The organism is Pantoea sp. sgz302252, assembly GCF_047713085.1.
Lineage (GTDB): Bacteria > Pseudomonadota > Gammaproteobacteria > Enterobacterales > Enterobacteriaceae > Scandinavium.
On the sequence record NZ_JBLFJW010000009.1, the window covers coordinates 1 to 26,637 of the forward strand.

The 26,637-nt window shown below is 53.4% G+C and carries 26 protein-coding genes, 1 pseudogene and 1 riboswitch; of the genes and pseudogenes, 16 read left to right on the forward strand and 11 right to left on the reverse strand.

Going from position 1 to position 26,637, the window contains the following annotated elements:
• The 4 genes and pseudogenes from ACLW56_RS08760 to ACLW56_RS08775 all read left to right on the forward strand — a co-directional run.
• A partial coding sequence (locus ACLW56_RS08760) for an RHS repeat domain-containing protein (protein WP_330983393.1) occupies positions 1 to 2,226 on the forward strand: 2,226 nt, incomplete at its 5' end.
• 9 nt (positions 2,227 to 2,235) lie between these two features.
• Entirely contained in the window at positions 2,236 to 2,607 is a 372-nt protein-coding gene (locus tag ACLW56_RS08765) for a hypothetical protein (protein ID WP_330983394.1), read from the forward strand.
• A 70-nt stretch (positions 2,608 to 2,677) separates the two neighbouring features.
• Positions 2,678 to 3,007, forward strand: a pseudogene (locus ACLW56_RS08770) (RHS repeat-associated core domain-containing protein); the annotation flags it as partial.
• A gap of 325 nt (positions 3,008 to 3,332) precedes the next feature.
• Positions 3,333 to 3,755 carry a hypothetical protein gene (locus ACLW56_RS08775; RefSeq protein ID WP_330983395.1) on the forward strand — a complete coding sequence of 141 codons (423 nt, stop codon included), beginning with the start codon at positions 3,333 to 3,335 and terminating at the stop codon, positions 3,753 to 3,755.
• Positions 3,756 to 4,151: 396 nt separating this feature from the next.
• Here ACLW56_RS08775 and ACLW56_RS08780 read toward each other — a convergent pair whose 3' ends face one another.
• Complete coding sequence (locus ACLW56_RS08780) at positions 4,152 to 4,628, reverse strand: kinase inhibitor (RefSeq protein ID WP_330983396.1); 477 nt, start codon at positions 4,626 to 4,628, stop codon at positions 4,152 to 4,154.
• 38 nt (positions 4,629 to 4,666) lie between these two features.
• Entirely contained in the window at positions 4,667 to 5,956 is a 1,290-nt protein-coding gene (gene bioA, locus ACLW56_RS08785; protein ID WP_330983541.1) for an adenosylmethionine--8-amino-7-oxononanoate transaminase, read from the reverse strand.
• 87 nt (positions 5,957 to 6,043) lie between these two features.
• On the opposite strand from bioA, the gene bioB reads away from it, so the two are divergent.
• From bioB to bioD, 4 genes are read left to right on the forward strand one after another with little or no spacing between them, the layout of a single operon-like run.
• Positions 6,044 to 7,084: a biotin synthase BioB gene (gene bioB / locus ACLW56_RS08790; RefSeq protein WP_330983397.1), complete on the forward strand. Its 1,041-nt coding sequence runs from the start codon at positions 6,044 to 6,046 to the stop codon at positions 7,082 to 7,084.
• Positions 7,081 to 8,238 carry an 8-amino-7-oxononanoate synthase gene (bioF, locus tag ACLW56_RS08795; RefSeq protein WP_330983398.1) on the forward strand — a complete coding sequence of 386 codons (1,158 nt, stop codon included), beginning with the start codon at positions 7,081 to 7,083 and terminating at the stop codon, positions 8,236 to 8,238. The genes bioB and bioF overlap by 4 nt, the downstream gene beginning before the upstream one ends.
• A complete protein-coding gene (bioC, locus tag ACLW56_RS08800; protein WP_330983399.1) occupies positions 8,222 to 8,977 on the forward strand; it encodes a malonyl-ACP O-methyltransferase BioC in 756 nt (251 codons plus the stop codon). The genes bioF and bioC overlap by 17 nt, the downstream gene beginning before the upstream one ends.
• A complete protein-coding gene (gene bioD / locus ACLW56_RS08805; protein ID WP_330983400.1) occupies positions 8,970 to 9,659 on the forward strand; it encodes a dethiobiotin synthase in 690 nt (229 codons plus the stop codon). Before bioC ends, bioD begins: the two co-directional genes overlap by 8 nt.
• Here the strand turns inward: bioD and ACLW56_RS08810 are convergent.
• A complete protein-coding gene (locus ACLW56_RS08810; RefSeq protein WP_330983401.1) occupies positions 9,634 to 10,356 on the reverse strand; it encodes an ABC transporter ATP-binding protein in 723 nt (240 codons plus the stop codon). The two genes, bioD and ACLW56_RS08810, sit on opposite strands and share 26 nt — an antisense overlap.
• 754 nt (positions 10,357 to 11,110) lie before the next feature.
• Here ACLW56_RS08810 and uvrB point away from each other — a divergent pair.
• Positions 11,111 to 13,132 (forward strand): excinuclease ABC subunit UvrB, encoded by a 2,022-nt coding sequence (gene uvrB / locus ACLW56_RS08815; RefSeq protein ID WP_330983402.1) that lies wholly within the window; start codon positions 11,111 to 11,113, stop codon positions 13,130 to 13,132.
• Positions 13,133 to 13,413: 281 nt separating this feature from the next.
• Here uvrB and pmrB read toward each other — a convergent pair whose 3' ends face one another.
• The 4 genes from pmrB to ACLW56_RS08835 form a co-directional block, all read right to left on the reverse strand.
• Complete coding sequence (gene pmrB, locus ACLW56_RS08820; RefSeq protein WP_330983403.1) at positions 13,414 to 14,490, reverse strand: two-component system sensor histidine kinase PmrB; 1,077 nt, start codon at positions 14,488 to 14,490, stop codon at positions 13,414 to 13,416.
• The gene (gene pmrA / locus ACLW56_RS08825; RefSeq protein ID WP_330983404.1) at positions 14,491 to 15,162 is read right to left on the reverse strand and encodes a two-component system response regulator PmrA; all 672 of its coding nucleotides are present in this window, start codon (positions 15,160 to 15,162) and stop codon (positions 14,491 to 14,493) included.
• Positions 15,163 to 16,803, reverse strand: a complete 1,641-nt coding sequence (eptA, locus tag ACLW56_RS08830; RefSeq protein WP_330983405.1) for a phosphoethanolamine transferase EptA — start codon at positions 16,801 to 16,803, stop codon at positions 15,163 to 15,165.
• 158 nt (positions 16,804 to 16,961) lie between these two features.
• On the reverse strand, positions 16,962 to 17,858 hold the full coding sequence (locus tag ACLW56_RS08835) for a LysR family transcriptional regulator (RefSeq protein ID WP_330983406.1): 897 nt from the start codon (positions 17,856 to 17,858) through the stop codon (positions 16,962 to 16,964).
• A 192-nt stretch (positions 17,859 to 18,050) separates the two neighbouring features.
• On the opposite strand from ACLW56_RS08835, the gene ACLW56_RS08840 reads away from it, so the two are divergent.
• Entirely contained in the window at positions 18,051 to 18,746 is a 696-nt protein-coding gene (locus ACLW56_RS08840) for an HAD family phosphatase (protein ID WP_330983407.1), read from the forward strand.
• Between the two features lie 41 nt (positions 18,747 to 18,787).
• Here the strand turns inward: ACLW56_RS08840 and yvcK are convergent, their stop codons facing one another.
• Complete coding sequence (gene yvcK / locus ACLW56_RS08845) at positions 18,788 to 19,696, reverse strand: uridine diphosphate-N-acetylglucosamine-binding protein YvcK (protein ID WP_330983408.1); 909 nt, start codon at positions 19,694 to 19,696, stop codon at positions 18,788 to 18,790.
• A gap of 224 nt (positions 19,697 to 19,920) precedes the next feature.
• Positions 19,921 to 20,053: riboswitch (molybdenum cofactor riboswitch) on the forward strand.
• On the opposite strand from yvcK, the gene moaA reads away from it, so the two are divergent.
• The 6 genes from moaA to ACLW56_RS08875 all read left to right on the forward strand — a co-directional run bounded on the left by moaA (position 20,041) and on the right by ACLW56_RS08875 (position 23,535).
• Positions 20,041 to 21,030, forward strand: a complete 990-nt coding sequence (moaA, locus tag ACLW56_RS08850) for a GTP 3',8-cyclase MoaA (protein ID WP_330983409.1) — start codon at positions 20,041 to 20,043, stop codon at positions 21,028 to 21,030. It overlaps the preceding riboswitch by 13 nt.
• A gap of 32 nt (positions 21,031 to 21,062) precedes the next feature.
• On the forward strand, positions 21,063 to 21,575 hold the full coding sequence (gene moaB, locus ACLW56_RS08855) for a molybdenum cofactor biosynthesis protein B (protein ID WP_330983410.1): 513 nt from the start codon (positions 21,063 to 21,065) through the stop codon (positions 21,573 to 21,575).
• 3 nt (positions 21,576 to 21,578) lie between these two features.
• Positions 21,579 to 22,058: a cyclic pyranopterin monophosphate synthase MoaC gene (gene moaC / locus ACLW56_RS08860; RefSeq protein ID WP_330983411.1), complete on the forward strand. Its 480-nt coding sequence runs from the start codon at positions 21,579 to 21,581 to the stop codon at positions 22,056 to 22,058.
• Positions 22,055 to 22,300 carry a molybdopterin synthase sulfur carrier subunit gene (moaD, locus tag ACLW56_RS08865; RefSeq protein ID WP_330983412.1) on the forward strand — a complete coding sequence of 82 codons (246 nt, stop codon included), beginning with the start codon at positions 22,055 to 22,057 and terminating at the stop codon, positions 22,298 to 22,300. Before moaC ends, moaD begins: the two co-directional genes overlap by 4 nt.
• Positions 22,301 to 22,302: 2 nt before the next feature.
• Positions 22,303 to 22,755, forward strand: coding sequence for a molybdopterin synthase catalytic subunit MoaE (gene moaE, locus ACLW56_RS08870; RefSeq protein ID WP_330983413.1), 453 nt, complete (start codon positions 22,303 to 22,305; stop codon positions 22,753 to 22,755).
• A 75-nt stretch (positions 22,756 to 22,830) separates the two neighbouring features.
• Positions 22,831 to 23,535 carry a Bax inhibitor-1/YccA family protein gene (locus tag ACLW56_RS08875; RefSeq protein ID WP_330983414.1) on the forward strand — a complete coding sequence of 235 codons (705 nt, stop codon included), beginning with the start codon at positions 22,831 to 22,833 and terminating at the stop codon, positions 23,533 to 23,535.
• An 89-nt stretch (positions 23,536 to 23,624) separates the two neighbouring features.
• Here the strand turns inward: ACLW56_RS08875 and ACLW56_RS08880 are convergent, their stop codons facing one another.
• From ACLW56_RS08880 to ACLW56_RS08890, 3 genes are read right to left on the reverse strand one after another with little or no spacing between them, the layout of a single operon-like run.
• Positions 23,625 to 24,587 carry a YbhN family protein gene (locus ACLW56_RS08880; protein WP_330983415.1) on the reverse strand — a complete coding sequence of 321 codons (963 nt, stop codon included), beginning with the start codon at positions 24,585 to 24,587 and terminating at the stop codon, positions 23,625 to 23,627.
• Positions 24,587 to 25,828 (reverse strand): cardiolipin synthase ClsB, encoded by a 1,242-nt coding sequence (clsB, locus tag ACLW56_RS08885; RefSeq protein WP_330983416.1) that lies wholly within the window; start codon positions 25,826 to 25,828, stop codon positions 24,587 to 24,589. Before clsB ends, ACLW56_RS08880 begins: the two co-directional genes overlap by 1 nt.
• A complete protein-coding gene (locus ACLW56_RS08890; RefSeq protein ID WP_330983417.1) occupies positions 25,825 to 26,586 on the reverse strand; it encodes an endonuclease/exonuclease/phosphatase family protein in 762 nt (253 codons plus the stop codon). Before ACLW56_RS08890 ends, clsB begins: the two co-directional genes overlap by 4 nt.
• Positions 26,587 to 26,637 lie beyond the last annotated feature (51 nt).

Consider the following 26,637-nt stretch of genomic DNA (forward strand, 5'->3'; position numbering starts at 1 on the left):
GTGCTCCCGGACAGCACCCGCCGGGAAACGCAGTTCGACGCCGCCGGGCGACCGGTCAGTACCACTTCCGGCAGCCTGACCCGGCAGATGGCATATGATGATGCCGGGCGTGTCATTCAACTGACCAATGAAAACGGCCGCCACACGGAATTCACCTGGGATGCACTGGACCGCCTGATGCAGCAGACCGGGTTCGATGGCCGCACGCAGCGCTACCAATACGGGCTGACCGGCAAACTCACCCAAAGTGACGATGAAGGCCTCATCACCCTCTGGCACTACGATGAATCTGACCGGCTGACGCACCGCACGGTCAGCGGCGAACCGGCGGAGCAGTGGCAGTATGATGAGCGCGGCTGGCTGAGCGGTATCTGTCACCTCAGCGAAGGCCAGCGCGTGGCCGTTCACTATGACTACAACGACCAGGGCCGCCTCACACGTGAACGGCAGACCGTCCACGCCGCGGACTCTGAAGAACTGCTGTGGCAGCACGACACCCGCCACGCATGGCAGGCCGGACTCGCCACCTGCGTCACACCTGACGGTCTCCCGGCCGCAGAGTGGCTGACCTACGGCTCCGGCCATCTGGCAGGCATGAAGCTCGGTGACACACCGCTCATCGACTTCACCCGCGACCGCCTGCACCGCGAGACGCAGCGCACTTTCGGGAATTTTTCCCTCACCACCGGCTACATGCAGACAGGTCAGCTCAGTGACCGTACGGCCACGGTCCCGTCGCTCAGCCGGGCGTACCGCTGGAACGACAACGGCGAACTTATCACCCTGAGCGGCCCGCATACCCAGCGCCAGTATCAGTATGAGAACGGTCGTCTGCACAGCACGCATATCAACGACCAGCTGTACATCTCACTGACGGACCCGGCGGGCAACCGCCTGACCGGCAATCCGCTGCTGCCAGCGGTCTGGCCGGACAACCGTCCCGGACAGGACGCACATTTTTATTACCACCACGACCACCACGGCAATCTGACAGAGAAAGACGAACGGGCCATCCGCAAATTCGGCAGCCACACGCACCATTATCGCTACGACCCGCAGCACCGGCTGGTGGAGTATCAACAGAGGCAAAATGGCTATATCCACATAAAAAGCCGCTACCGCTATGACCCGCTGGGCCGCCGCATCAGCAAACAGGTGTGGAAGGCGACAGTATTCCACGACGGCAGCTGCAGCCAGCCGGAACTGAAGCAGACGGTGTGGTACGGCTGGGACGGCGACCGCCTGACCACCACGGAAACGGAAGGCACCCGCGTCCAGACAATTTATCTGCCGGGCAGCTTCACGCCGCTGCTGCGCATCGAAACACCGGCTGCGGAGCTGAGAAAAGCGGTCCGCCGCACGCTGGCGGAAAAGCTGCAACAGGAAGGCAGCGTGACGCTGCCGCCGGAACTGACCTCGCTGCTGGACAGGCTTGAACTGGAAATTCAGCAGAACGGCGTCAGCGAGGACATCCGCCAGTGGCTGGCAGGCTGTGGGCTGACGGTGGAGCAGATGGCCGGGCAGATGGAGCCTGTTTATATTCCGGATCGGAAAATTCATCTGTACCACTGCGACCACCGCGGACTGCCGCTGGCGTTAATCAACATGGACGGCAGCCTCGCCTGGCAGGCGGAATATGACGAATGGGGCAATCTGCTGCACGAGGATAATCCACAAAACCTGCAACAGCTTATCCGTCTGCCGGGCCAGCAGTCCGATGAAGAAACCGGGCTGTATTACAACCGCCACCGTTACTACGACCCGATGCAGGGGCGGTATATTACTCAGGACCCGATTGGGCTGCGGGGTGGGTGGAATGCTTATGGGTATCCGTTGGATCCTCTAAGAGAGGTTGATGCATTAGGATTAGAAAGAACTAAAATTGATGGCAGAAATATAACTGTCCATAATGCGGACGTTGACCCATGGCCGAGTGACCCGCATGGCCATATATATGATTCAAATGAAGTTATTGATAAAGATGGTAACATCTATGATAAGTCAACCGGTAAATATAGATGTGCTTTAGGGAAGAAATCATTGGCAAAGTGGACAGAGTTTTTAAAAGGGATTGGGAAAATATCTGCTATAGGTGATTTGTTTTTCATGCAAGATTTAAGCATGCTGATTACCAAAGAACAATGTATTATGGGTGATATGTCTGCGTGCAAAATATACAAGAAACTTGGTGGCGAAATAGCTAGCGAGCAACCTGAAATGATATAGGGATTTAAAATGAAAAACAAAACAATATATGCAGTGGTTTCCCCTTCTATAAGTATCGCTCAGTGGTTATCTCTTTGTGAAAAGTGGGATTCTGAACCTGACATTACCATGGATACATCATTAATTAACAGCAGTGAAGAGATAATGCACGTAGCTAAGCTTGCTTTCTTAACCAAAAATAGGTTTTTTTCATTGTCAGTAATGTCAAACCTGGCAGAAAAAGAATTAATTTCTAATGAATTGTTAGATACTATTTTTGATATTGGTGATCAAGCATGCAAGGAAACAGTTTGCTTAAGAAAAAATTTAAGCAAAGAACTAGATAGAAAATGCAAATCTGTGCCACTAACTCATCATTACAAAAAAAATAAAGAGCTTTGATGATGATATTCAGCCAAGAATACCATGCCAGATAAGAAAAATGATAATAACAGTCTGCTTATTGATCCGCCGTAGCCTGCCGCAGGCGCTGATAAACGAAGACGGCAGCACAGCATGGCAGGCAGACCACGACGCCTGGGGCAATGTGCTGACGGAAACAAATCCGCACAAGCTGAGCCAGCTTATCCGTCTGCCGGGCCAGCAGTCCGATGAAGAAACCGGGCTGTATTACAACCGCCACCGTTACTACGACCCGATGCAGGGCCGGTATATCACTCAGGATCCGATTGGACTGCGGGGTGGGTGGAATTTGTATACATATCCGTTGGATCCTTTAAGAGAGGTTGATGCATTAGGGCTTTTTCAGATGTGCCATAGAACATTTGATCCTATCCCAGTGCCTTATGCAAGACATTGCTATATAAAATTTGAAGATGGAACTACATCAAGTTTTGATAATAATGGTACCCATGCAGATCCGGCACCTAATAAGTCGGGAACAGTTTGCACTGAGCCTCAAAATCCTTCATTAGATGAGTGCATTCGAGAGTCAATGAAAAATTGTAAAGGTGAAAATTATAATTTCACCAAATTTAATTTTTGCCATTGTGCAGAATAGGCTATGAAAGCATGCGGGAAATCTATTCCTAAAACATCATGGCCAAACTCCCCAATCAATCCCGGGCCCCAACCTGGAGAGGCCGGATACAACCGGAGTCCAGTTTTTGGGCCAGATCCTGGTAATCATTGAAATGGGAAAAAAATTCCTCACTGATTTGTTATGGATATTGCTTTTTTTGTTTTTTTTGTTCCTTTGGTCATCGTTTGATGAGTATGTTTATGCACGATTAAATATTCATGGTGATTATGTTTTATATATAATTTGGGGGTTGCCATTAATTTGTGGTGGTAGAGTTTCATACATGTTAGGTTTTAGTGGTTTATGGTTTTGTTTCGGTTATGCATCAATTATTTTTATTGCCGTTTTTGTATTTAATTTCATTGCATATAGTTTTCATCAAGCGTCCGACTTCCCTGGGTGGGTGGGGGGGATATGGATAGCAACTATTTTTTTCACCTTAAGCTTTGCAGTGATGCTTTTAGGGTGTTTAGTCGGGGCCATTTCACGGAGTATATTTAAAAAATGAAACGGTCAATATTTAACTCAAGAAAGTTTTACAGGTTAATAGGGCAATGATATCTACACTGTGGCTGATATCATGGTATATCTATATGTTATTTAGTAGAGATATAAATAATGATGTAATTACTGATATGCCATAGTTAATATGAAAAATATGTTGCCATTGAGCTTTTTGGGGAGGGGAAGTCAACTCAGAATGAGTTTAGATTAAGAATGTATGAATGTTTTTAATGACTCGATACTTAGCGATGAGCCACATTTTCATCAGAAAATAGTGCTGAGATATATCTGAAAAATATCCTTCACAAGGAAAGAAAGATGACACTTATAAAGCTAATAGTGAAGGTAAACACCAGAAAAACATTGAACATTGAGCCTTCCTTTACGAAGGCTCAATGGGTCAGCTAAACATCGCCGTCACAGACGCACTTGCCAGGCTGTGGAAATGCACGTTAAAGCCGACCATGGCACCGCTTGCCCCTTCGTCTACTTCAATTTTGGCCACGTCCAGCGCATGCACCGTAAAGATGTAACGGTGCGTTTCGCCTTTCGGTGGAGCTGCTCCGCCGTAGCCTGCTTTGCCAAAATCGGTACGGGTCTGAATCGCGCCATCTGGCAGGTCGGCGATGCCTGAACCTGCGCCTTGCGGTAACACTCGCGTGTCGGCAGGCAGATTCACCACAACCCAGTGCCACCAGCCGGAACCGGTTGGCGCGTCCGGGTCATAGCAGGTCACGACAAAGCTTTTCGTGCCGGAGGGCACATCGTCCCACGCCAGGTGTGGCGACAGGTTGTCACCGTCGTAGCCCATGCCGTTGAACACCTGACGGTGCGGGAGCTTATCGCCGTCTTTAAAATCATGACTGACAAGTTTCATCGCTTTTCCTCGCCTCTGAATTAACGACTCAGTGTAGCTCAGCGGCTGAAAAGTGTGTTGTCACTTAGCGCGGCTTTTACCGCTTTCGTCAACTGATTTAACTGTTCCGGTGTAATGATAAACGGGGGCATCAGGTAAATCAGTTTGCCAAAAGGACGAACCCAGACTCCTTGTTCGACAAAGAATTTTTGCAGCCGCGCCATGTTGACGGGCTCTTTCGTTTCCACCACACCGATAGCGCCGAGAATGCGCACATCCGCCACCAAAGGCGAGTCGATGGCTTCTGAAAGCTCACATTTAAGCTGTGCCTCAATAGTTGCCACTTGCTGCTGCCAGTGGCCTTCTTCCAACAGCGCGAGGCTTTCTGCTGCCACGGCGCAGGCCAGCGGGTTGCCCATGAAAGTTGGGCCGTGCATAAAGCAACCGGCTTCCCCATTGCTGATGGTTTCTGCCACTTCGCGGGTGGTCAGGGTGGCGGAAAGCGTCATGGTGCCGCCAGTCAGGGCTTTGCCCAGACAGAGAATATCGGGCGCAATCCCGGCATGTTCACAGGCAAACAGTTTGCCTGTACGGCCAAATCCGGTGGCGATTTCATCGGCAATCAGCAGAATTCCTTCGCGGTCACACATCTTGCGCAGACGACGCAGCCACTCCGGGTGATACATGCGCATCCCGCCCGCGCCCTGAACGATAGGCTCGACGATAACGGCGGCAATCTCGCTGCGATGAGCCGCCATCAGGCGCGCAAAGGCCACCATATCGCGTTCATCCCACTCACCGTCAAAGCGGCTTTGCGGCGCAGGCGCGAACAGGTTTTCCGGCAGATAACCTTTCCACAGGCTGTGCATCGAATTGTCTGGATCGCAGACCGACATCGCACCAAACGTATCGCCATGATAGCCGTTGCGGAACGTCAGGAAGCGGCTACGAGATTCGCCTTTCGCCTGCCAGTATTGCAGGGCCATTTTCATCGCCACTTCCACCGCGACCGATCCTGAATCGGCCAGGAATACGCATTCGAGCGATTCCGGCGTCATTGCCACCAGTTTGCGGCACAACGCGATGGCGGCAGGGTGGGTTATCCCGCCAAACATCACATGCGACATCTGCTCAATCTGTTGGGTCATGGCGGCATTGAGGCGAGGATGGTTGTAGCCGTGGATCGCCGCCCACCATGACGACATGCCATCCACAAGTTGCTCACCGGAGGCGAGCTGCAACTCGCAGCCGTGCGCAGACACCACGGGGTAAACCGGGAGCGGGGAGGTCATTGACGTGTAGGGGTGCCAGATATGGCGCTGATCGAAAGCGAGATCGTCCTGGGTCATAATCGACTTGTAAACCATTTTAAAAAGTTTTAGGTTTACGATCCTACACTGAACCAAGAAACAACTGAACCCCTTTTGGAGACGCCAATGGCTCACCACCCACGCTGGACACTGTCGCAGGTCACTGAACTTTTTAATAAACCCTTGCTGGAACTGCTGTTTGAAGCGCAGCAGGTGCATCGTCAGCACTTCGATCCTCGCCAGGTGCAGGTCAGCACGCTGCTGTCGATTAAGACAGGCGCTTGCCCGGAAGACTGCAAATATTGCCCGCAAAGTGCTCGCTACAAAACCGGGCTTGAAGCCGAACGTCTGATGGAGGTTGATCAGGTGCTCGACTCTGCGCGTAAAGCGAAAAACGCCGGGTCGACCCGTTTTTGCATGGGCGCGGCGTGGAAAAATCCACATGAACGCGACATGCCCTACCTTGAGCAGATGGTCAAAGGCGTGAAAGAAATGGGCCTGGAAGCCTGCATGACGCTGGGCACGCTGTCCGATTCACAGGCACAGCGTCTGGGTGCGGCCGGGCTGGATTATTACAACCATAACCTCGATACCTCACCGGAGTTTTACGGCAACATTATCACCACTCGTACCTATCAGGAACGTCTGGATACGCTGGGCAAAGTGCGTGATGCGGGGATAAAAGTTTGCTCTGGTGGCATCGTAGGCCTGGGGGAAACGGTGAACGATCGCGCCGGTTTGTTGCTGCAACTGGCAAACCTGCCAACGCCGCCAGAAAGCGTGCCCATCAACATGCTGGTGAAGGTCAAAGGCACGCCGATGGAGAACAACGAAGACGTGGATGCGTTTGAGTTTATCCGCACCATCGCAGTGGCTCGCATCATGATGCCAACTTCGCACGTGCGCCTCTCCGCAGGCCGCGAGAAGATGAACGAGCAGACTCAGGCGATGTGTTTTATGGCGGGCGCAAACTCGATTTTCTATGGCTGCAAGCTGCTGACCACGCCGAACCCGGAAGAGGATAAAGACCTGCTGTTGTTCCGCAAACTGGGGATCAATCCGCAGCAGACTGAAGTGCTTTCAGGCGATATCGAACAGCAGCAGAAGCTGGAGCAGGCGCTGTTAACACCGGACACAGACGATTACTACAACGCGGCGACGGTATGAGCTGGCAGCAACGCATAGACACAGCGCTGGCAGAACGACGCTCGGCGCAAACCTTTCGCCAGCGTCAACCCGTTACGCAAGGTGCGGGCCGCTGGTTACAGCAGGGTGAGGAGCGCTGGCTGAATTTTTCCAGTAACGACTATCTGGGGCTGAGTCACCACCCGCAGATTGTCGCCGCCTGGCAGCAAGGCGCTGCGCTTTACGGCACAGGTAGCGGGGGGTCCGGGCATGTGACGGGTTACAGCGACGCGCACCAGCAGCTTGAACAGCAGCTGGCGGAGTGGCTGGGTTATCCTCGCGCGCTGCTGTTCATCTCTGGATTTGCCGCCAATCAGGCGCTGATTGCCGCGCTGATGGGCAAAGACGACAGGATTGTGGCCGATCGTCTGAGTCATGCCTCCTTGCTGGAAGCGGCTTCTCTCAGCCCGGCCCAGCTTCGACGCTTTGCGCACAACGACAGTGGGCAGCTTGCACAATTGCTGGCGAAACCGACTACAGGCCTTCAGCTCACGGTAACGGAAGGCATTTTCAGCATGGATGGTGACAGTGCGCCGCTGGCAGAGATTGCCGCAGCCACTCGTGAGGCTGATGGCTGGCTGATGGTGGATGATGCGCATGGTATCGGCGTTTGCGGTGAAGAGGGGCGAGGAAGCTGCTCGCAGCAGCAGGTTAAGCCCGATCTTCTGGTGGTCACCTTTGGCAAAGCTTTTGGCCTGAGCGGCGCGGCAGTGTTATGCAGTGAAGCCACCGCCGATTATCTGCTGCAATTCGCTCGCCATTTGATTTACAGCACCAGCATGCCTCCCGCGCAGGCTGTGGCGCTAAGCCAGGCTCTGGCAGTCATTCGAAGTGAGGAAGGCGATAGGCGGCGAGAAACACTGCGCAGTCACATCGCCCGTTTTCGCCACGGGGCAGAGCAACTGGGGATGACGCTGACCGCTTCACAAAGCGCCATTCAGCCGCTGATAGTCGGCGAGAACGAGCGAGCGCTGCGGTTAGCGCACCACTTGCGCGAACAGGGACTGTGGCTGACGGCTATTCGCCCCCCAACCGTGCCCGCAGGCACCGCACGTTTGCGGGTGACGCTGACGGCAGCGCATCAACCGGAAGATATCGACAAGCTATTGGAGGTGCTGAATGCCACCGGTCAATAAATCCGCTGTGGCCGCCGCTTTTGGCCGGGCTGCCGGTCACTATCAGCAGCATGATGCGCTACAGCGTCAGTGCGCAGCGGCGTTGAGGGCCCAGCTCCCCTCGCAGCCATTTGAGCGTGTGTTAGATGCAGGCTGTGGACCGGGAAGCGTCAGTCGCTTGTGGACGGAAGCCGGGAGTGAAGTCACCGCGCTGGATCTTTCGCCGCAGATGCTGGCAGAAGCACTACGCCAGAACGCCGCGCGTCACTATGTTCAGGCTGATATCGAATCTATGCCGTTAGCCGAGGGTCAGTACGATTTGGTCTGGAGCAACCTGGCCGTGCAGTGGTGTGAATCGTTGTGCGTGGCGCTACAAGAGCTCACTCGCACGGCACGTCCCGGCGGCGTGGTGGCGTTCAGCACGCTGTTGGCGGACTCGCTGCCTGAGCTGAATCAGGCCTGGCAGAGCGTCGACGGCCAGCCACACGCCAATCGTTTTTTATCGCAGGAGCACATTCTCTCGGTGTTAAAGCCGTACCGTTTTGAGCACCAGACTCAGACGTTCAGCCTGACGTTTGACGATGCGTTGAGCGCCATGCGCTCCCTGAAAGGGATTGGGGCGACGCATCTCCATGCGGGCAGAGCGGCTCAAACCCTGACGCGCAGCCATCTGCAACAGCTTCAGTTGGCCTGGCCGAAACAGCAGGGGCGCTGCGTGCTGAGCTACCACATTTTTACAGGAGTGATTTACCGTGACTGAACGTTTCTTTGTCACCGGCACCGATACCGAAGTGGGCAAGACGGTCGCCAGTTGCGCCTTATTGCAGGCAGCAACCCGTCTTCGCTATCAGACTGCGGGCTTTAAGCCTGTAGCCTCGGGCAGCGAAATGACAGCGCAAGGGCTGCGCAACAGCGATGCGGTGGCGTTGCAGCACAATAGCGCCGTCGTCTTAAGCTATGAAGAGGTCAACCCGTACACCTTCGCGGAACCCACCTCTCCGCACATTGTGAGCGAAGATGAGCAGCGCCCGATCGACATGCAGGTAATGTCGCGGGGATTACGAGCGCTCGAAGCCAAAGCCGATTGGGTGCTGGTTGAAGGCGCTGGAGGCTGGTATACGCCGCTTTCATCGTCCACAACCTTTGCTGATTGGGTTAAGGCTGAACAGTTGCCGGTGATTCTGGTGGTGGGGGTAAAACTCGGCTGCATCAATCACGCGGTGCTCACGGCGCAGGCCATTCAGCAGGCAGGGCTGACATTAGCGGGCTGGATAGCCAACGACGTTGTTCCACCTGGCAAACGGCATCAGGAATATCTGGCGACGCTAACGCGCATGCTGCCAGCGCCGTGTCTGGGGGAAATTCCCTGGCTGGAACAGGGCCCGGAGGCCGCTGAGCCAGGGCAGTATCTCACGCTCACAGCACTTCATTCTGGGTCATAAACTGTTCCAGTAGCCGGGTATCCAACTGCTGAACATTGCCTTGCGCCACGTTACGCCCACGGTGCAGCAGGCAAAATCTGTCGGCGACCCGGCTAATAAACGACAGGTGTTGCTCGGCGAGCAACACCGTCAATCCGAGCTCGCGATTCAGGCGCACAATAAAATCCCCCAATTTATGCATGAACCCTTGCCCCATGCCTCGCGTCGGCTCGTCGAGGATCAGCAGTTTCGGCTGTGTGACCAGTGCGCCAGCCAGTGCCAGCTGATATTGCGTGTCTTCACTCAGCGCGGACCCCTTCACTTGCCGTAACGGGTAGAGTTCTGGCAGGAGCTCATAGATATCGTGTCCCTGAGGCGTAAAACCGTCGCTGCCTGCTCTCTGTGCAATACGCAGATTTTCCTCGACGGTCATTTGCGAAAAAATGCGTTTGTCCTGCGGGACGTAACCGATGCCCATTGCGGCCCGTAGCGGCGGTGAAAGGGTCTGCAAATCACAAGGCGGCCCACTGGCCTCATGCCAGAAGATGCTGCCGCTTTCGATGTCCTGATAGCCCGCAATACAGTTGATGAGGGTGGTTTTTCCCATTCCCGGCAGTCCCATCAGGCAGGTGCAGCGCCCGGGTTCGAGGTCGAGGTCAACGTTCCAGAGCGTATGCTGACTGCCGTAATAGTGATTCACTGCGCGTAAACTCAACATGGGCCTCTCCTTCGTGGTGTGCCATCGGTGGCGATAAGATTCTGCAATTCCCTTGCCAGAACAGCGAAACATCCCGCCCGGCGCTTTTTTTCAGACAGAGCCGTAAGAAACCGCACAATTGACAGGCTAAAGGCGCAACGGGTGCACTTTGGCAGTGCCTGTTATGAAGCGCTGTGGTGCAGTGAGAATGCTGGATTTGCGAGCGATCTCTCAGTGCAAAATGGCAGATGCTTTACTGATTAAACGCAAAAAAGAACGATAAATATTTTTTCCCTGACGCGTTGTCTGACCTGAAGCGTTTTGCGCGAGTGGCAGGGGCGTTGGGCTGCAGACAGTTATCCACCATTCCTGTGGATAACCTTGTGCATTAGAGTTAGAAAACTAACGATGAGCGAGAGAATACGCGGCTTCCCGCCGAATTGCTGCGAAACGCGGCTTTTTAATATTTTCTTTTTTAATCAAGTGGTTGTATAAAATCAATGCCTGTAAGAAAAGTGTCACCCGCCGCCACAAAAGATTCATTACCTATATTGACAAATGTTAAAAATGGAAAAGTTCTGGGGATAACCCACCCGGACAGGTGTTTTATCTTGTCACAGCGTAAATTTCCGCCACAGTTGCTTGCTTGTGGAAGCGGTAACACAGATACGATAATGCGGTACTGTTTTTTTATCCAGTATTTTTGATTGGCAAATTTTGCTGCGGAGAGTAGAATTAAGCGTCCGCCCGTTTCCCCTTCATCAGGTTGTTACCCATGAGTAAACCGTTAAAACTGCATTCTGCTTTTCGTCCCTCCGGGGATCAGCCTGAAGCCATTCGTCGCCTGAAAGAAGGGCTGGAAGATGGCCTGGCGCATCAAACGCTGCTGGGCGTAACCGGGTCAGGGAAAACGTTTACTATCGCCAACGTGATTGCGGATCTTCAGCGCCCCACCATGATCCTCGCGCCCAACAAAACCCTGGCGGCACAGCTTTATGGCGAGATGAAAGAGTTCTTCCCAGAGAACGCGGTGGAATTTTTCGTCTCCTACTACGATTACTACCAGCCTGAAGCGTACGTCCCAAGTTCCGATACCTTTATCGAGAAAGACGCTTCGGTGAACGAACACATCGAGCAGATGCGCTTATCCGCCACCAAAGCGATGCTTGAACGCCGCGACGTTATCGTGGTGGCTTCTGTTTCGGCTATTTATGGTCTGGGTGATCCTGACCTGTACCTGAAAATGATGCTGCACCTGACGGTCGGCATGATCATCGATCAACGCTCCATTTTGCGCCGTCTGGCGGAGCTGCAATATGCCCGCAACGATCAGGCGTTCCAGCGTGGTACTTTCCGCGTGCGCGGTGAAGTGATAGATATTTTCCCTGCGGAATCCGACGACATTGCGCTACGCGTGGAACTGTTTGATGAAGAAGTCGAGCGTCTGTCGCTGTTCGATCCGCTGACAGGGCAGCTGGAATCGACCATCCAGCGCTTTACGGTGTACCCGAAAACGCACTACGTCACCCCGCGTGAACGTATTTTGCAGGCGATGGAAGAGATCAAAGAAGAGCTGGTCGACCGCCGCAAAGTGCTGCTGGAGAACAACAAACTGCTTGAAGAACAGCGCCTGTCGCAGCGTACGCAGTTTGACCTCGAAATGATGAACGAGCTGGGCTATTGCTCGGGCATTGAAAACTACTCTCGCTTTCTCTCCGGGCGCGGGCCGGGCGAGCCGCCACCGACGCTGTTTGACTACCTTCCGGCAGACGGCCTGCTGGTGATTGATGAATCCCACGTCACCGTGCCGCAAATTGGCGGGATGTACCGCGGCGACAGGGCGCGTAAAGAGACGCTGGTGGAATACGGCTTCCGTCTGCCGTCAGCGCTGGATAACCGCCCGCTGAAGTTTGAAGAATTTGAAGGCCTGGCACCGCAGACCATTTACGTGTCGGCCACACCGGGCAACTACGAGCTTGAGAAATCAGGCGGCGATGTGGTCGATCAGGTCGTGCGTCCAACCGGTCTGCTGGACCCGATTATCGAAGTGCGTCCTGTCGGCACGCAGGTTGATGACCTGCTTTCTGAAATCCGTTTGCGTGTAGCTATCAACGAACGTGTGCTGGTCACCACGCTGACCAAACGCATGGCCGAAGATTTAACCGAATATCTGGAAGAACACGGCGAGCGTGTGCGGTACCTGCATTCGGACATCGATACCGTTGAACGTATGGAAATCATCCGTGATTTACGCCTCGGCGAGTTCGACGTGCTGGTTGGCATTAACTTGTTGAGGGAAGGCCTCGACATGCCAGAAGTCTCGCTGGTGGCGATTCTGGATGCGGATAAAGAAGGCTTCCTGCGTTCTGAACGTTCGCTTATCCAGACCATGGGCCGCGCGGCGCGTAACGTTAACGGCAAAGCGATTCTCTATGCCGATAAAATCACGCCGTCGATGGCGAAGGCGATGGGTGAAACCGAGCGCCGCCGCGAGAAGCAGGAACGATACAACGAAGAAAATGGCATTGTGCCGCAGGGCCTGAACAAGAAAGTGGTCGATATTCTGTCGTTTGGCGAGAATATCGTGAAGGCCAAAGGCAAAGGCCGGGGTAAAGGGCGCTCTGCTGCCGATGTTGAAGCGGCTGAACTGGCACTGACCCCGAAAGCGCTGCAGCAGAAAATCAGCGAGCTGGAAACGCAGATGATGAAGCATGCGCAGAATCTCGAATTCGAAGAGGCGGCAGAGGTGCGAGACCGTTTACACCAACTGCGAGATCTGTTTATTGCTGCTTCGTAGAGCCACGCCGGATGGCGGCTTCGCCTTATACCGGCCTACGTTTATCCGGGGTTTGTAGGCCTGGCAAGCGTAGCGCCGCCGGGCAATGAATCAAAAATTAAGACCCCGGTCACACTCGGCGGCCAGGGTCTTAATGTTCCGTTAATGTAACCAGGCGATACTACCTTCACTTTAATGAGGGTAGCGTCATGCAAAAACAGGATTTGTTAACAACACTCACCGTTCTGGTTTCCTTTCTTATCGTCATCGGCTTTTTCCATCAGTGGATTTTGACTTACTGATTAACGCCCACGGCGGGAAAATTTCACCCACGCTTTCACGCCCGACACCGATTTACGGTTATGCAGAAAGAACTGCGCATCGTGCAACTGTGCGATGCGGGTAACAATGCTGAGCCCAAGTCCGATCCCGCCGTACCGGCTGTCCATCCGCACAAATGCTTTACTCAACTCGCCACTTTTCGCTTCATCAATGCCCGGGCCTTCATCTTCAACCGCCATCATCCCTTTATCGACTGTCACGGTGATGGTGGAGTTTTCAGGGCTGTAGCGATGGGCGTTTTCAACCAGATTGCGTAACAACACTCGCAGCAACGTGGCATCGCCAGAAACAGTGACTTCAGGTTCACCCTCAGGCAGCTTCAGGGTTTGCCCACGTTGTTCGAGCATGGTTTCCAGTTCGCCCTGAATCGGCAGGATCACCTCTTCAATGAGCGGTACCTGCTGGTAGCTTCCCGCAGAAAACGACTGGCCGACACGGGCCAACTGCAACAGTTGGGAAATGCTTTCGGTCATCTGATCCAGGCGTTGCAACAGCGGATCGACATTCGCGGTGTGCATCTTAGCCATCAACTCAAGATGCAGACGCAGTCCTGCAAGCGGAGTGCGAAGCTCGTGGGCGACGTCGGCGGTAAACATTCTTTCGCGATCGAGGGTCTGATTCAGGCGGCCTACCAGCTGATTAATCGCTGCGGTTACCTCGTCGACTTCGCTGACGGAATGTGGCAGTTCAATCGGCTTCAGGTTGTCTGGGGTGCGGGAGTTCAGTTCTTGCTGAAGATCTAACAGCGGGCGAGTGATGCGCTTCACGGCCTGCAAACAAATCCACAGCGCCAGCCCGATGATCAGCATGCTGGGGATCAGCAGGCTGGCAACGGCTTCACGCACTTCATGCTCAATGTGTTTATGGTTGTTGTGGCCGTCAACGGCGCTCTGCACTAAAAGCTGAATTTGCTCCTGGCTTTCATGCCACAGCCAGAACACGCTGATGACCTGACAAACCAACAGGATGCTGGCAATCGTCAGCAGGAGCTGACGACGCATTGTCCATTTCACATCTTGAAGGAACGGCAGATTCATTTACGCCTCTCCGTCGTCTTTCACCAGCATATAGCCAAAACCTCGCACCGTGCGGATACGGGATTTGCCGATTTTGTCGCGCAGGTTGTGGATATGCACTTCTAACGTATTGGTCGAAGGCTCGTTATCCCAACTGTAGATGTCGTTGTAGAGGATTTCGCGGTGCACCGGGCTGCCTGCTTTCGCCATCAGGCGAGACAGCAGGGCATACTCTTTCGGTGTTAATTCAAGCGGTGTCTCGCCCAGTGAAACCAGGCGACGGGTCACATTGACGTGCAGATTGCCGACGCTGATTTCGTTATCGCCCTGATTATTGTGACGACGCAGCAGGGCGCGTACACGGGCGTTGAGTTCTTCCAGAGCAAACGGTTTGACCAGATAGTCATCGGCACCGGTATCCAGCCCGGTGATACGGTCGCTGACGGTATCACGGGCGGTAAGGATCAAGACCGGCAAGCTGATTTTTTCACGACGAATACGCGCCAGAAAACTGAGGCCATCTTCATCAGGCAGCCCGAGATCTAACACGATCAGGCTGTAATGGCCGTTGGCCAGGCACAACGCGGCTTCATGGGCGGTGGTCACGCCATCGCAGACGTACCCTTCGCTTTGCATCGCGAGGATCAATCCTTGCAGTAATAACGCATCGTCTTCAACGACCAGCACTTTCATTTATTTCGCTCCTCTGCACGACGCCAGAATATCGTCGTTCGCCTGGTATTCCCTGGTACTCACACCCGCTAAACCTAACATGGTAGAGAATAAGTTATCCTGGGAATAGTCGTTTGCTTTTGCGTGATCTTTCAGACACTCATAATTCACGCCATAACGCTGCTGATAATCCGGTGACAGCCAAATGAGCATCGGCACATGCTTCTGCGTATCCGGAGCGATAGACCACGGCAGACCGTGCAGATAGACGCCATTTTCACCCAGTGATTCACCGTGATCGGACAGATAAACCAGGCTGGTGGTAAAGGTGTTCTGCTTCGACTCCAGCAATTTGATGGCCTTATCGACGATATAATCCACGTTCACAATGGTATTGTCGTAGGTATTCACCAGCTCTTCGCGAGAGCAGTTCTGAATTTCATTGCTGTCACAGGTTGGGCTGAACGTCCGCAGGTCTTTTGGATAGCGGTTGTAATAGGTTGGGCCGTGGCTGCCGATGGTGTGTAAGACAATTACGCCATCGCCTTTCAGGTTGTTGATGTAGTCTTCCAGACCGTGGAACAGTACGTCGTCATAGCATTCGCCGTTGATACACTGGCCCGGCAAATCCAGACGGGTCATGTCCTGATGCGGGACCCTGTCGCAAGCGCCTTTACAGCCACCGTCGTTTTCATTCCACAGCACGTTGATGCCAGCACGCTGAATCACGTCCAGCAGGCCTTCCTGATGCTGCGCCAGTTCAGCGTTGTAGTGGTCGCGTGGCATGTTGGAGAACATGCACGGCACGGAAACAGCCGTCGCGGTGCCACAAGAGGTGGTTTTCGGGAAATACACCACATCGTCTTTTGCCAGACGTGGATTAGTGTCGCGTTCGTAGCCGCCCAGCGAGAAGTTTTCTGCACGTGATGTTTCGCCCAACACCAGAATCGTCAGGTTACGGCGAGGGCCGTTTTTCATCTCAGGTTTTTGGGTCGCGTCTTCACCGATATGCACCAGCGGCAGGTGCGCCAGACGGTTGTGTGAATACCAGGAGTTGATGGCCACAACGCTGTTAGACGGGTTGAGTGACTTCACCAGCTCTTTGTTATTACGGAACAGCGACGCGTAATCTTTATAAAACAGCAGGGCGATAATCACGATCAGCAGCGCAGAGCCGCCAATGCTCGCCAGACGCAGCGCGATGCTTTTCCAGGCGCGGGCCGGTTTTTTCACCTTGATCCACAGTGCAATAAGCACCGCCAATACGCCAGAAAGCGCAATGGTCAGCACCATTTTGGTCGACATCAGGGCAAAGCTTTCTGCTGGCGTGGTGTCGATAATGTTGGTGATCATCGAGCGGTCAATCACCACGCCAAAGTTCATGATGAAGTACTGCGCCGAGGCACCCAGCAGAATAAAGAGGCTGACCAACAGGCGATCAAGCCACAGGAATGAGGACAGCGTCAGAATGATGTTAAGGGCACAAATCAGCACAATCGGCATGGTGGCGAACACCAGGGCGTTATGCAGGCCATCGACGGGCAGCAGCGCGAACGCTTGTTTATAGAATGCGACATTCAAAAACAGCGACATATAAAACGCGCACAGAATCAGATAGCTAACGTGCCCAAGGGTTGGACGACGAAGAGAAAATCGTGACATCACAAAGCATCCGGCAGAAAAAGATGACGCTATGATGACAATCCAGCTTTAAGACAACCTTAAGAAATTAAGGTTTGTCTTAAAATGCAGCAGACAAGCATGCGCAGCCACAGGCGGTAGGACTTGCCCGGATGCCAATCATCAACGGCCCCTTTGCGTCAGGACTTTGTGTCCGAATTGACGAGTACATTCTCGTCAATAGTCGCAATCAGTTCTAAGAAGGAATCCCGGAGAGGGTTTTTTATTTTAGGATTCCATGCGATTCCAATGGGCCAGCTGTCATTGATGAGAGGGCAAGGGATCAAGGTAACGTTCGGAGGCAAAAAATGACGAGCGGCAGAGGGCAGTAATGCAACACCGTTTTGGGCTGCGACTAAAGCGAGAAGGGTATGAATATCATCCGTTTCAGTATACACGCCGGGTTCTAATCCAACGTTCGCAATAAAGTTTTTGGTTAACCCGTAGAGGCAGGGAGAGGCATTTTCATTTATCATGATCAGGTTGTTATCCTGAATTATCGATTTTATTCCGATTGTTTTATTAATGTCCTGATGAACGGCGAGTGCAAAGTGTTCATTCATTATCATTGTGGCGCTAAGTTTTTCATCAACAGGTAAACGTAAGAATCCTATGTCAATATCTCCTTCAATTAATAACTGGCATTGTATATTTGAAGGGGTGTCTTTTAACGAAATTTCGATATTCTTGTTTCTTTTGTTAAATGTTTTAACTAGCTCAGGAGCTATTTTATAACTGGAAATTCCAAATGCAATGGACAGCTTTTGCGACTTTTCGTTTTTTATTGTATTAAGACAGGCATTGAATTCATTGTGCGTTTTTAAAAACTCTTTGCTTTTAGGGTAGAGATTCTCGCCCGTGGCGGTGAGATATGATCCATGCCGACCACGTATAAATAGCTTTGCTCCTATTTGTTTTTCTAATGTTTGAATGTATTTTGTTAAAGCAGGTTGGGTCACACAAAGGGCTTCAGCAGCAGAATGGTAGTTTTCATTTTCAGCCAGGGCGATGAAGGCTCTGATCAGCTTTACGTCCATATTATTTATTCCATTATGTTATCAAACCTGTGGTTTTCTTGATTATACATTTTATTTAGCTTTGGTAAATATGGGGTTGAAGACCGTTTTTATGACCTATTAGGGGCGTGATGAGCAATGATGACAGAATATCGTTAGGGCAATTAGTCATAGCAAACGAGAAATCAAAGTTAAACTAAAAGGATAGGGTAAATGAATGTAGATGATAGAAAAATTAAAGCAGTGCTATTTGATATGGATGGGGTATTGGTTGATTCCAGAGGCGTGATCGAAAGGGCCTGGACTGAAGCTGGAGAAATGTATGGGATAAAAATCTCAGAGGATGACATACATAATCATATCCACGGGCAACCCGGACCTCATACGATAAAGGCCTTATTTGGGCATCTGCCAACAATAGATCAGCAAAAAGTACAGACACATATTATCCACACTGAGAATACTGCGGATTTTGTGCCCATCCCAGGTGTTGCTGACTTCGTTAAAAAATTAACGGAGGCCGGCATCCCTTTGGGGATCGTCACTAGCGGATGGAGATATAAAATAGATCGTGTGATTGAGGCCCTCAATGCTCAATCATTTTTCTCGGTAATAGTGGAGAGAGACGATGTTAAAAGAGGCAAACCGTACCCCGATCCGTATCTTCTTGCGGCAGAAAAATTGACTCTTTCACCTGGGGAAACGCTTGTTTTTGAGGACGCTAAGAGTGGTGTTATTTCAGCAGTTTCAGCAGGCTCTCTCTGCATAGGCATTGGGGGGGATGAATTGATTTCCTGCGGGGCAGTGTTCACTGCTGTTGATTTTTTAGAAGCAAACACCTTTACGTATTCCAGTGAGGGGACGGTGATTTCGTTCGGGGAAAATAAAACCATTTACATTAGGGCGTAGTGATAAGCGTGCCAGTGCTCAACCAGCACGCAGAAAAGGCGTTAACCCAGCGCCTGAATGGCCTGTTCCAGCGCATCGCGCAGCAGGTGTCTGTCGTGGCGATAGCGAATATCACTGGCTTCGAGCTGGGTCTGAATCACGACCCGTCCTGCCATCTCAGACACATCCGCTTTTGGCCCAACGACCACGGCATCAATCACCGGCTTGCCGACGTAATGCTCCATCAGTTCGAGTTTAGCTTTCAGCGACAAACTGGCCGCGGCAGGGCTTAGCTCTTTGCCCAGATTGCCGATATAGACCATCGGCGCTGGCGTGCGACGAAGCGCTTGCGCCATATCTTCCAGCAGCAGAATCGGCATCAGGCTGGTGTAGAAACTGCCTGGGCCAATCAGGATTAAATCTGCTTCTGCAATCGCGTGCACCGCTTCGCGCGTGGCAGGCACGGACGGAGAAAGCATCAGTTCTTTCGGTGGCAGCTTCAGCTGATCGATATTCACTTCACCGTAGATTTCATGACCTTCATCGTCGATAGCCATCAGGTCAACCGGGACTTCGGACATCGGGATCAGCGAAGCCTCGACTTTCAACAGGTTTCTGATCAAATTGATCGCTTCCAGCGGCCGCACGCTCAGGTGATCCAGCGCTTTTAACATCAGATTACCGAGGTTATGCCCGGAAAGTTCGCCATTGCCACCAAAGCGGTACTCAAACATGGCGGAGGCCACGCTCGGCTCGGTGATTAATTGATTCAGACAATTGCGCATATCGCCCCAGGCAATGCCGCCTTCGGCGCGGCGAATACGACCGGTTGACCCGCCGTTATCGGTGGTGGTGACGATGCCTGTCAGGCGAGACCCCAGAGAGGAGAGCGAAGACATCACTCGCCCCAGACCGTGCCCGCCGCCGAGCGCCACAACCCTGTCGAGATCCGCAAAAGTACGATTGCGCATAAAATTCCTTATGAAAAACGAACCCTGCCACCTTAGCGTAACTCCCCCTAAAAAACGATGCCAGGGTTAGGGCAAAATGACACATATCAATGCAAAAGTGTGATTTTTGCGTATTCTGTAGCGAAACTGCACGATCAGGTCGCTATGTATAAGATTATATAGCGAATGCACGGAATGGCGAAACTGGCATTTCCACGCTACTATCGGCTTAACCCGCTTTCGAAAATCGAAAGTTACACTCTAGCCTTTGTGCCTAAGTCTGAGGATATGGCGCTCTGGCCGTGACGACAGTCACCAGGGTACAGAAAGAAATGACTGTGCCTCCCGTATCTGGAAAGGTGTACATGGCTCCACAACTCACCGATGCTTTCGCGCGCAAGTTCTACTATTTGCGTTTGTCGATTACCGATGTGTGCAACTTCCGTTGCACCTATTGCCTGCCCGATGGCTATAAGCCCGGCGGCGTCAGCAATAACGGCTTTCTCTCCGTGGCTGAAATCCGCCGTGTCACCCGTGCGTTTTCCGCCATGGGTACAGAAAAAGTGCGCCTGACGGGCGGCGAACCTTCGTTACGCCGTGATTTCACCGACATCATTGCCGCTGTGCGCGAAAACGAGCAGATTCGCCAGATTGCGGTCACCACCAACGGTTATCGTCTTGCGCGTGATGCACAAAACTGGCGCGAGGCCGGATTAACGCACGTCAATGTCAGCGTCGACAGCCTCGACGCACGCCAGTTTCACGCCATCACCGGGCAGGATAAATTCCAGCAGGTGATGGAGGGCATCGATGCGGCCTTTGCTGCCGGGTTTGAAAAAGTGAAGGTCAACACCGTGCTGATGCGTGATGTGAACCATCACCAGCTCGATACCTTCCTGGCCTGGATCAAACCGCGCCCGATTCAGTTGCGTTTCATTGAGTTGATGGAAACCGGCGAGGGCAGCGAGCTGTTCCACAAACATCACATCTCCGGCATGGTGCTGCGCGACGAACTGCTTAAACGCGGCTGGATCCACCAGATTCGCCAGCGCAGCGACGGCCCGGCGCAGGTCTTCTGCCACCCTGATTACGCCGGGGAAATTGGGCTCATCATGCCGTACGAGAAAGATTTCTGCGCCAGCTGCAACCGGCTGCGCGTCTCCTCTACGGGAAAACTGCATTTGTGCCTGTTCGGCGACGGTGGCGTTGATCTTCGCGATCTGCTGGCCGAAGACGCCCAGCAGCCCGATCTCGAAACCCGTATCTCAACCGCTCTGGCGCAGAAAAAGCAGACCCATTTCCTGCATCAGGGTGAGACCGGCATTACTCAGAATCTTTCATATATCGGCGGCTGAGCCGAGCCACCAGAAGAATAAGGAGGTTTGTTATGAGTCAGGTGAGTGCTGAATTTATCCCGACCCGCATCGCTATTCTTACCGTCTCCAGCCGTCGTGGCGAAGACGAAGACACGTCCGGCCATTATCTGCGTGATTCGGCGCAGGAAGCGGGCCACCATATTGCCGACAAAGCTATTGTGAAAGAGAACCGCTACGCGATTCGCGCCCAGGTCTCTGCGTGGATTGCCAGCGATGACGTGCAGGTTGTCCTGATTAACGGTGGCACCGGATTGACCGAGGGTGATCAGGTGCCAGAAGCGTTGCTGCCGTTGTTTGACCGCGAAGTCGAAGGCTTCGGCGAAGTGTTCCGCATGCTGTCGTTTGAAGAGATTGGCACCTCGACGCTGCAATCTCGCGCCGTCGCGGGCGTTGCCAACAAAACGCTGATTTTCGCGATGCCAGGGTCGACCAAAGCCTGCCGTACCGCGTGGGAAAACATCATTGCGCCGCAGCTTGATGCGCGCACCCGTCCGTGTAATTTTCATCCTCATTTGAAGAAATAAACCATGTCGCAACTGACGCATATTAACGCCGCCGGTGAAGCCCATATGGTGGATGTTTCCGCCAAAGCAGAAACGGTGCGCGAAGCGCGCGCCGAAGCGTTCGTCACCATGAAATCGGAAACGCTGGCGATGATCATCGACGGCAGCCACCACAAAGGCGATGTCTTCGCCACCGCGCGTATTGCCGGTATTCAGGCCGCTAAACGCACCTGGGATCTTATCCCGCTTTGCCATCCTCTGATGCTCAGTAAAGTGGAAGTGAACCTGGAAGCCCAGCCGGAACAAAACCAGGTGCGCATTGAAACGCTATGCCGTCTGACAGGCAAAACAGGCGTTGAAATGGAAGCCCTGACAGCGGCCTCCGTTGCCGCGCTGACCATCTACGACATGTGCAAAGCTGTGCAAAAAGACATGGTGATTGGCCCGGTTCGTTTGCTGACGAAAAGCGGCGGTAAGTCTGGCGATTTTAAGGCGGATGTATGATTAAGGTGCTTTTCTTCGCGCAGGTGCGTGAACTGGTGGGAACCGATGCGCTGCAACTCGACTGCAACGCCGCGACGGTAGAACAATTGCGTCAGCAACTGGCGGCGAAAGGCGATCGCTGGGCGTTAGCACTGGAAGAGGGCAAGCTGCTGTCGGCGGTGAACCAGACGCTGGTGGAAAGCTCTCACCCGATTGTCGATGGCGATGAAGTGGCTTTCTTCCCGCCGGTGACAGGAGGCTAATGATGAGCGAAACGCTGATCCGTGTGACGAGTGAGCGCTTTAACGTTGGCACCGAATATACCTGGCTGGCGGAGCGTGATGAAGACGGCGCGGTCGTCACCTTTACCGGCAAAGTACGCAACCACAATCTGGGCGACAGTGTGAAAGCGCTGACGCTGGAACACTACCCTGGCATGACGGAGAAGGCGCTGGCGGAAATCGTCGACGAAGCGCGTAACCGCTGGAAACTCGGCCGCGTTTCAGTCATTCATCGCATCGGCGAAATGTGGCCGGGCGAGGAAATTGTGTTTGTCGGCGTGACCAGCGTGCACCGCGGCAGCGCTTTTGCCGCCGGGGAATTCATTATGGATTACCTGAAAACGCGCGCCCCGTTCTGGAAACGAGAAGCCACGCCGGAAGGTGAACGCTGGGTGGAATCCCGCGACAGCGATCAGGAAGCCGCAAAGCGCTGGTAAAACACGTTTTTTGAACCTCTTTTACAAGCGCTTGTGATACGCTTATAAAACACCCATTTTTCAGAGGTATTCATCATGGACCGATACTCGCGTCCCGATTCAATCGTGCAGGCACGCTCAGGCCTGCAGACCTATATGGCGCAGGTGTATGGCTGGATGACCTGCGGATTGCTGCTGACGGCATTTGTGGCATGGTATGCCGCGAACACCCCGGCGGTGATGATGTTTGTCTTCTCCAGTAAAATCACTTTCTTTGGTTTGATCATCGCCCAACTGGCGCTGGTGTTCGTGCTTTCCGGCATGGTGCAGCGACTGAGTGCTGGCGTGGCGACCACGCTGTTCATGCTGTATTCCGCGCTAACCGGGCTGACGCTTTCCAGTATATTCCTCGCGTACACCTACAGCTCTATCGCCAGTACGTTTATCGTCACTGCGGGGATGTTCGGCGCGATGAGCCTCTACGGTTACACCACCAAACGCGATTTAACCGGCATGGGCAAAATGCTGTTTATGGCGCTGATTGGTATTGTGCTGGCCTCGCTGGTGAACATCTGGCTGAAGAGCACCCCGCTGATGTGGGCAGTCACTTACATCGGCGTGGTGGTGTTTGTGGGTCTGACAGCCTATGACACGCAGAAGCTGAAAAGAATTGGCGAGCAAATCGATACTCGCGACAGCAGTAACCTGCGCAAATACGCAATCCTCGGCGCGTTGACGCTGTACCTTGATTTCATCAACCTGTTCCTGATGCTGCTGCGCATTATGGGCAACCGCCGCTAAACCTTGTTGCCCGGTGGCGCTGACGCTTACCGGGCCTACAAGCCCGTAGGCCGGGTCAGCCGAAGCTGCCACCCGGCAATCAGGGAATCTCACTTGGCCATCACCTTCTCATTCTTCGCTCTCAGCTTCTTCGCCCGGCTTTCCAGCCCCAGATAACACACCGTCGCTAACGCTAGCGGAATAAAGAAATAGAGCACCCGATACGCCAGCAGCGCGGCGATAATGGTGCCTTGTGAAGCGTGTTCGCCTGCAAGCAGAGCGATGAATACCGCTTCGAGCACGCCAATGCCCGCTGGAATATGTACGATAACACCTGCGATACTGCTCACCAGCAACACGCCCAGCACAAAGAAATAATTCACCTCTTGCCCCAACAGCAGCCAGATGATCGCCCCCATGGCCATCCAGTTGGCGCTGGAAATCCCCATTTGCACGAGGGCGAAACGCCAGGAGGGCAACACCAGTTTTTGGCCTCTGACCGTCAGGTGACGTCGTTTAGCGAAGGCACAAGCCCAGAGATAAACCGCAATCATCAGTAGCAACGCCGCCCCGATGATGCGCAGCGTGGTATCGCTGATATACCAGTGTGCGGGCAAATCAACAACGCCGATGCTGAAGATAACTCCGCCAAGCAGAACGTACCCCAGCCAGTTAGTGGTGATACTCAAGGAGAAGATACGGGTGATGGTTGCGCCGGGTAATCCCAGCCGGGAATACAAGCGATAGCGCATGCCAATTCCGCCAACCCAGGTGCTCAGCGTCAGGTTAAAGGCATAACAGATAAACGACACCAGCATCACCTGGCGTTTCGCCAGCTTGTGGCCGCACCAGGCCCGGCCGAGCAAATCGTAGCAGCCGTAAATCAGGTAGCTGAAAATGACCAACGCAACGGCACTCAGCAGGGCGGTGCGGTTATAGTCACGAATGACATTCCACACTTCCTGCCAGTCGACTTTGCGCGCGTAAACCACCAGCAGCACCGCCACGGCGATGAAAAACAGCCACGTCAGGATTTTTTTTGCCAGCCGCCAGCGAGGATGTGAATGACTCATCAGGGTTTTACCCCCGGATTCTCTGGTTCAATTCGGTCCTGGGTTTCAAGCGTGGTTTGCACGGGCGGCGCTACCTGCGCCAGCTTCGGCGTGTGGGCTGGCAGCCAGCCGACCAACGCCGGGAAGTGGCGTAAGAAGTGGAACGCCAGCACGCTTTTGCTCAGATTCCACCAGCTGCGTTTCGGGATCATCGAAGCATCGACCTGCCGACTGTCCTGTTCGATCAACTGATTGAGGTTGTCCCGCAATGTCTGATTAAACGCTCTGTCGTGAACGATCAGGTTCGCTTCCAGATTGAGTGACAGACTTAATGGATCGAGATTACTGGAGCCGACCGTCGCCCAATGATCGTCCATCAGCGCCACTTTGCCGTGCAGCGGGCGGCGCTGATATTCGAAAATCCGCACGCCGCCTTTCACCAGATAGTTGTACAGCAGCCGCGCGCCGACTTTCACGATGGGCATGTCCGGTTCGCCCTGAACCACCAGTTTCACCGTCACACCGCGGCGTGCGGCATTGCGCATTGCGTGCAGCAGACGATAGCCCGGGAAGAAATAGGCATTGGCGATAATCACTTCCCGCCGGGCGTTAGCGAGCATCTTCAGATAATGCCGTTCGATGTCATCCCGATGTTCTTCGTTATCTCGCCAGACGAACAGCGTTTGCGCCTCGCCCGGCGTGCGGTTTTCCTCTGGTCGATGGCGACGTCGCCAGAAGCGGCGCGCGTTGGCGTTACCCGGCAAGTTTTCCAGCTCGAACTGCAAAATATCCTGTACCACCGGACCTTCCACGCGCACGGCGTAATCTTGTTTCGCTTCGGGCCCGTAGTCGGACATATGTTCTGCGGAATAGTTAATGCCGCCGACAAAAGCCACCACGCCATCGACCACCACAATTTTGCGGTGCATTCTGCGAAAGAGGTTGGTGCGCAGGCCAAACAGGCGAGGGCGCGGATCGTAATAGCGAAACACCACGCCCGCGGCGGTTAACTCGCCGACGAATTGATCGCTCAGATCCGGCGAGCCGTAGCCGTCGAGCAGAACTTCAATTTGCACACCGCGCTGGGCGGCTTTCAGTAAAACGTCGTGTAATTGCCAGCCGATGTTGTCTTCAAACCAGATAAACGTTTCCAGAATGATTTTGCTTTCAGCGTGCTCAATGGCGCTGAAAACCGCGGGATAATACTGGTCACCGTTCTCCAGAAGCTGGATTTGATTGCCTTCTCGCCAGCTGCATTTCATAGATGGATCTCCGCGCTCAACGGCGCATGGTCGGAAAGATGTCGCCACTGGCTCAGCGTCAAGGCTGTCGGCTGGCTGGCGTGAGCGTTTTTGACGTAGATTCTGTCCAGCCGTAATAAGGGAAAACGTACCGGGAAGGTTCGCACCGGGCGGCCCAGCGCGCGGGTGAAAATCTCTTCCAGCCCCGCATGTTTTTTTAACGGCGCGTTTGCCCGCAAACGCCAGTCGTTAAAGTCACCTGCCACAATCACCGGCTCATTTTTCGGCAAGCCGTTTACCCATTCGCTCAGCATCGTAAGCTGTGCCTGACGATGTGCCTCGCGCAAGCCGAGGTGTACGCAGATAACGTGAATGGGCGTTGATAAATGCGGCGGCACAATCCGGCAATAAAGCAGGCCGCGCTTTTCACTCTCGCCCACCGAGATATCCCGGTTTTCGTAATGCTCAATCGGGAAGCGCGACAGCACCGCATTACCGTGATGACCTTCGGGATAAACCGCGTTACGGCCGTAGGCATAGTCACTCCACATGGTATCGGCGAGAAATTCATAATGGCTGGTGTCCGGCCAGTTCTCGACATGCAGCGGGTGAACTTCATGGGCACCAAGGACTTCCTGCAGGCAAACAATATCAGCGCCCACGGTACGAACCGCATCGCGCAACTCCGGCAACATGAAGCGTCGGTTAAACGCGGCGAAGCCTTTATGGGTGTTGATCGTCAGTATTTTTAGGGAAAAAGGGGCTGAGTTCTGGGGCATCATTCTCCTGCCAGTGTCACTGTCCTGAATAAAATAGTGTAGTAGCCGTCA

What these genes read in the sequence shown, in the direction of transcription:
- ACLW56_RS08835 (WP_330983406.1), bottom strand. Translation starts at nt 17,858, where the DNA reads ATGGACGTAAAGCTGATCAGAGCCTTCATCGCCCTGGCTGAAAATGAA.
- moaD (WP_330983412.1), top strand. Translation starts at nt 22,055, where the DNA reads ATGATTAAGGTGCTTTTCTTCGCGCAGGTGCGTGAACTGGTGGGAACC.
- ACLW56_RS08780 (WP_330983396.1), bottom strand. Translation starts at nt 4,628, where the DNA reads ATGAAACTTGTCAGTCATGATTTTAAAGACGGCGATAAGCTCCCGCAC.
- ACLW56_RS08810 (WP_330983401.1), bottom strand. Translation starts at nt 10,356, where the DNA reads ATGTTGAGTTTACGCGCAGTGAATCACTATTACGGCAGTCAGCATACG.
- eptA (WP_330983405.1), bottom strand. Translation starts at nt 16,803, where the DNA reads ATGTCACGATTTTCTCTTCGTCGTCCAACCCTTGGGCACGTTAGCTAT.
- moaE (WP_330983413.1), top strand. Translation starts at nt 22,303, where the DNA reads ATGAGCGAAACGCTGATCCGTGTGACGAGTGAGCGCTTTAACGTTGGC.
- moaC (WP_330983411.1), top strand. Translation starts at nt 21,579, where the DNA reads ATGTCGCAACTGACGCATATTAACGCCGCCGGTGAAGCCCATATGGTG.
- ACLW56_RS08880 (WP_330983415.1), bottom strand. Translation starts at nt 24,587, where the DNA reads ATGAGTCATTCACATCCTCGCTGGCGGCTGGCAAAAAAAATCCTGACG.
- moaA (WP_330983409.1), top strand. Translation starts at nt 20,041, where the DNA reads ATGGCTCCACAACTCACCGATGCTTTCGCGCGCAAGTTCTACTATTTG.
- pmrA (WP_330983404.1), bottom strand. Translation starts at nt 15,162, where the DNA reads ATGAAAGTGCTGGTCGTTGAAGACGATGCGTTATTACTGCAAGGATTG.
- clsB (WP_330983416.1), bottom strand. Translation starts at nt 25,828, where the DNA reads ATGAAATGCAGCTGGCGAGAAGGCAATCAAATCCAGCTTCTGGAGAAC.
- bioF (WP_330983398.1), top strand. Translation starts at nt 7,081, where the DNA reads ATGAGCTGGCAGCAACGCATAGACACAGCGCTGGCAGAACGACGCTCG.
- ACLW56_RS08875 (WP_330983414.1), top strand. Translation starts at nt 22,831, where the DNA reads ATGGACCGATACTCGCGTCCCGATTCAATCGTGCAGGCACGCTCAGGC.
- uvrB (WP_330983402.1), top strand. Translation starts at nt 11,111, where the DNA reads ATGAGTAAACCGTTAAAACTGCATTCTGCTTTTCGTCCCTCCGGGGAT.
- ACLW56_RS08890 (WP_330983417.1), bottom strand. Translation starts at nt 26,586, where the DNA reads ATGCCCCAGAACTCAGCCCCTTTTTCCCTAAAAATACTGACGATCAAC.
- pmrB (WP_330983403.1), bottom strand. Translation starts at nt 14,490, where the DNA reads ATGAATCTGCCGTTCCTTCAAGATGTGAAATGGACAATGCGTCGTCAG.
- bioA (WP_330983541.1), bottom strand. Translation starts at nt 5,956, where the DNA reads ATGACCCAGGACGATCTCGCTTTCGATCAGCGCCATATCTGGCACCCC.
- moaB (WP_330983410.1), top strand. Translation starts at nt 21,063, where the DNA reads ATGAGTCAGGTGAGTGCTGAATTTATCCCGACCCGCATCGCTATTCTT.
- bioC (WP_330983399.1), top strand. Translation starts at nt 8,222, where the DNA reads ATGCCACCGGTCAATAAATCCGCTGTGGCCGCCGCTTTTGGCCGGGCT.
- bioB (WP_330983397.1), top strand. Translation starts at nt 6,044, where the DNA reads ATGGCTCACCACCCACGCTGGACACTGTCGCAGGTCACTGAACTTTTT.
- ACLW56_RS08840 (WP_330983407.1), top strand. Translation starts at nt 18,051, where the DNA reads ATGAATGTAGATGATAGAAAAATTAAAGCAGTGCTATTTGATATGGAT.
- ACLW56_RS08765 (WP_330983394.1), top strand. Translation starts at nt 2,236, where the DNA reads ATGAAAAACAAAACAATATATGCAGTGGTTTCCCCTTCTATAAGTATC.
- yvcK (WP_330983408.1), bottom strand. Translation starts at nt 19,696, where the DNA reads ATGCGCAATCGTACTTTTGCGGATCTCGACAGGGTTGTGGCGCTCGGC.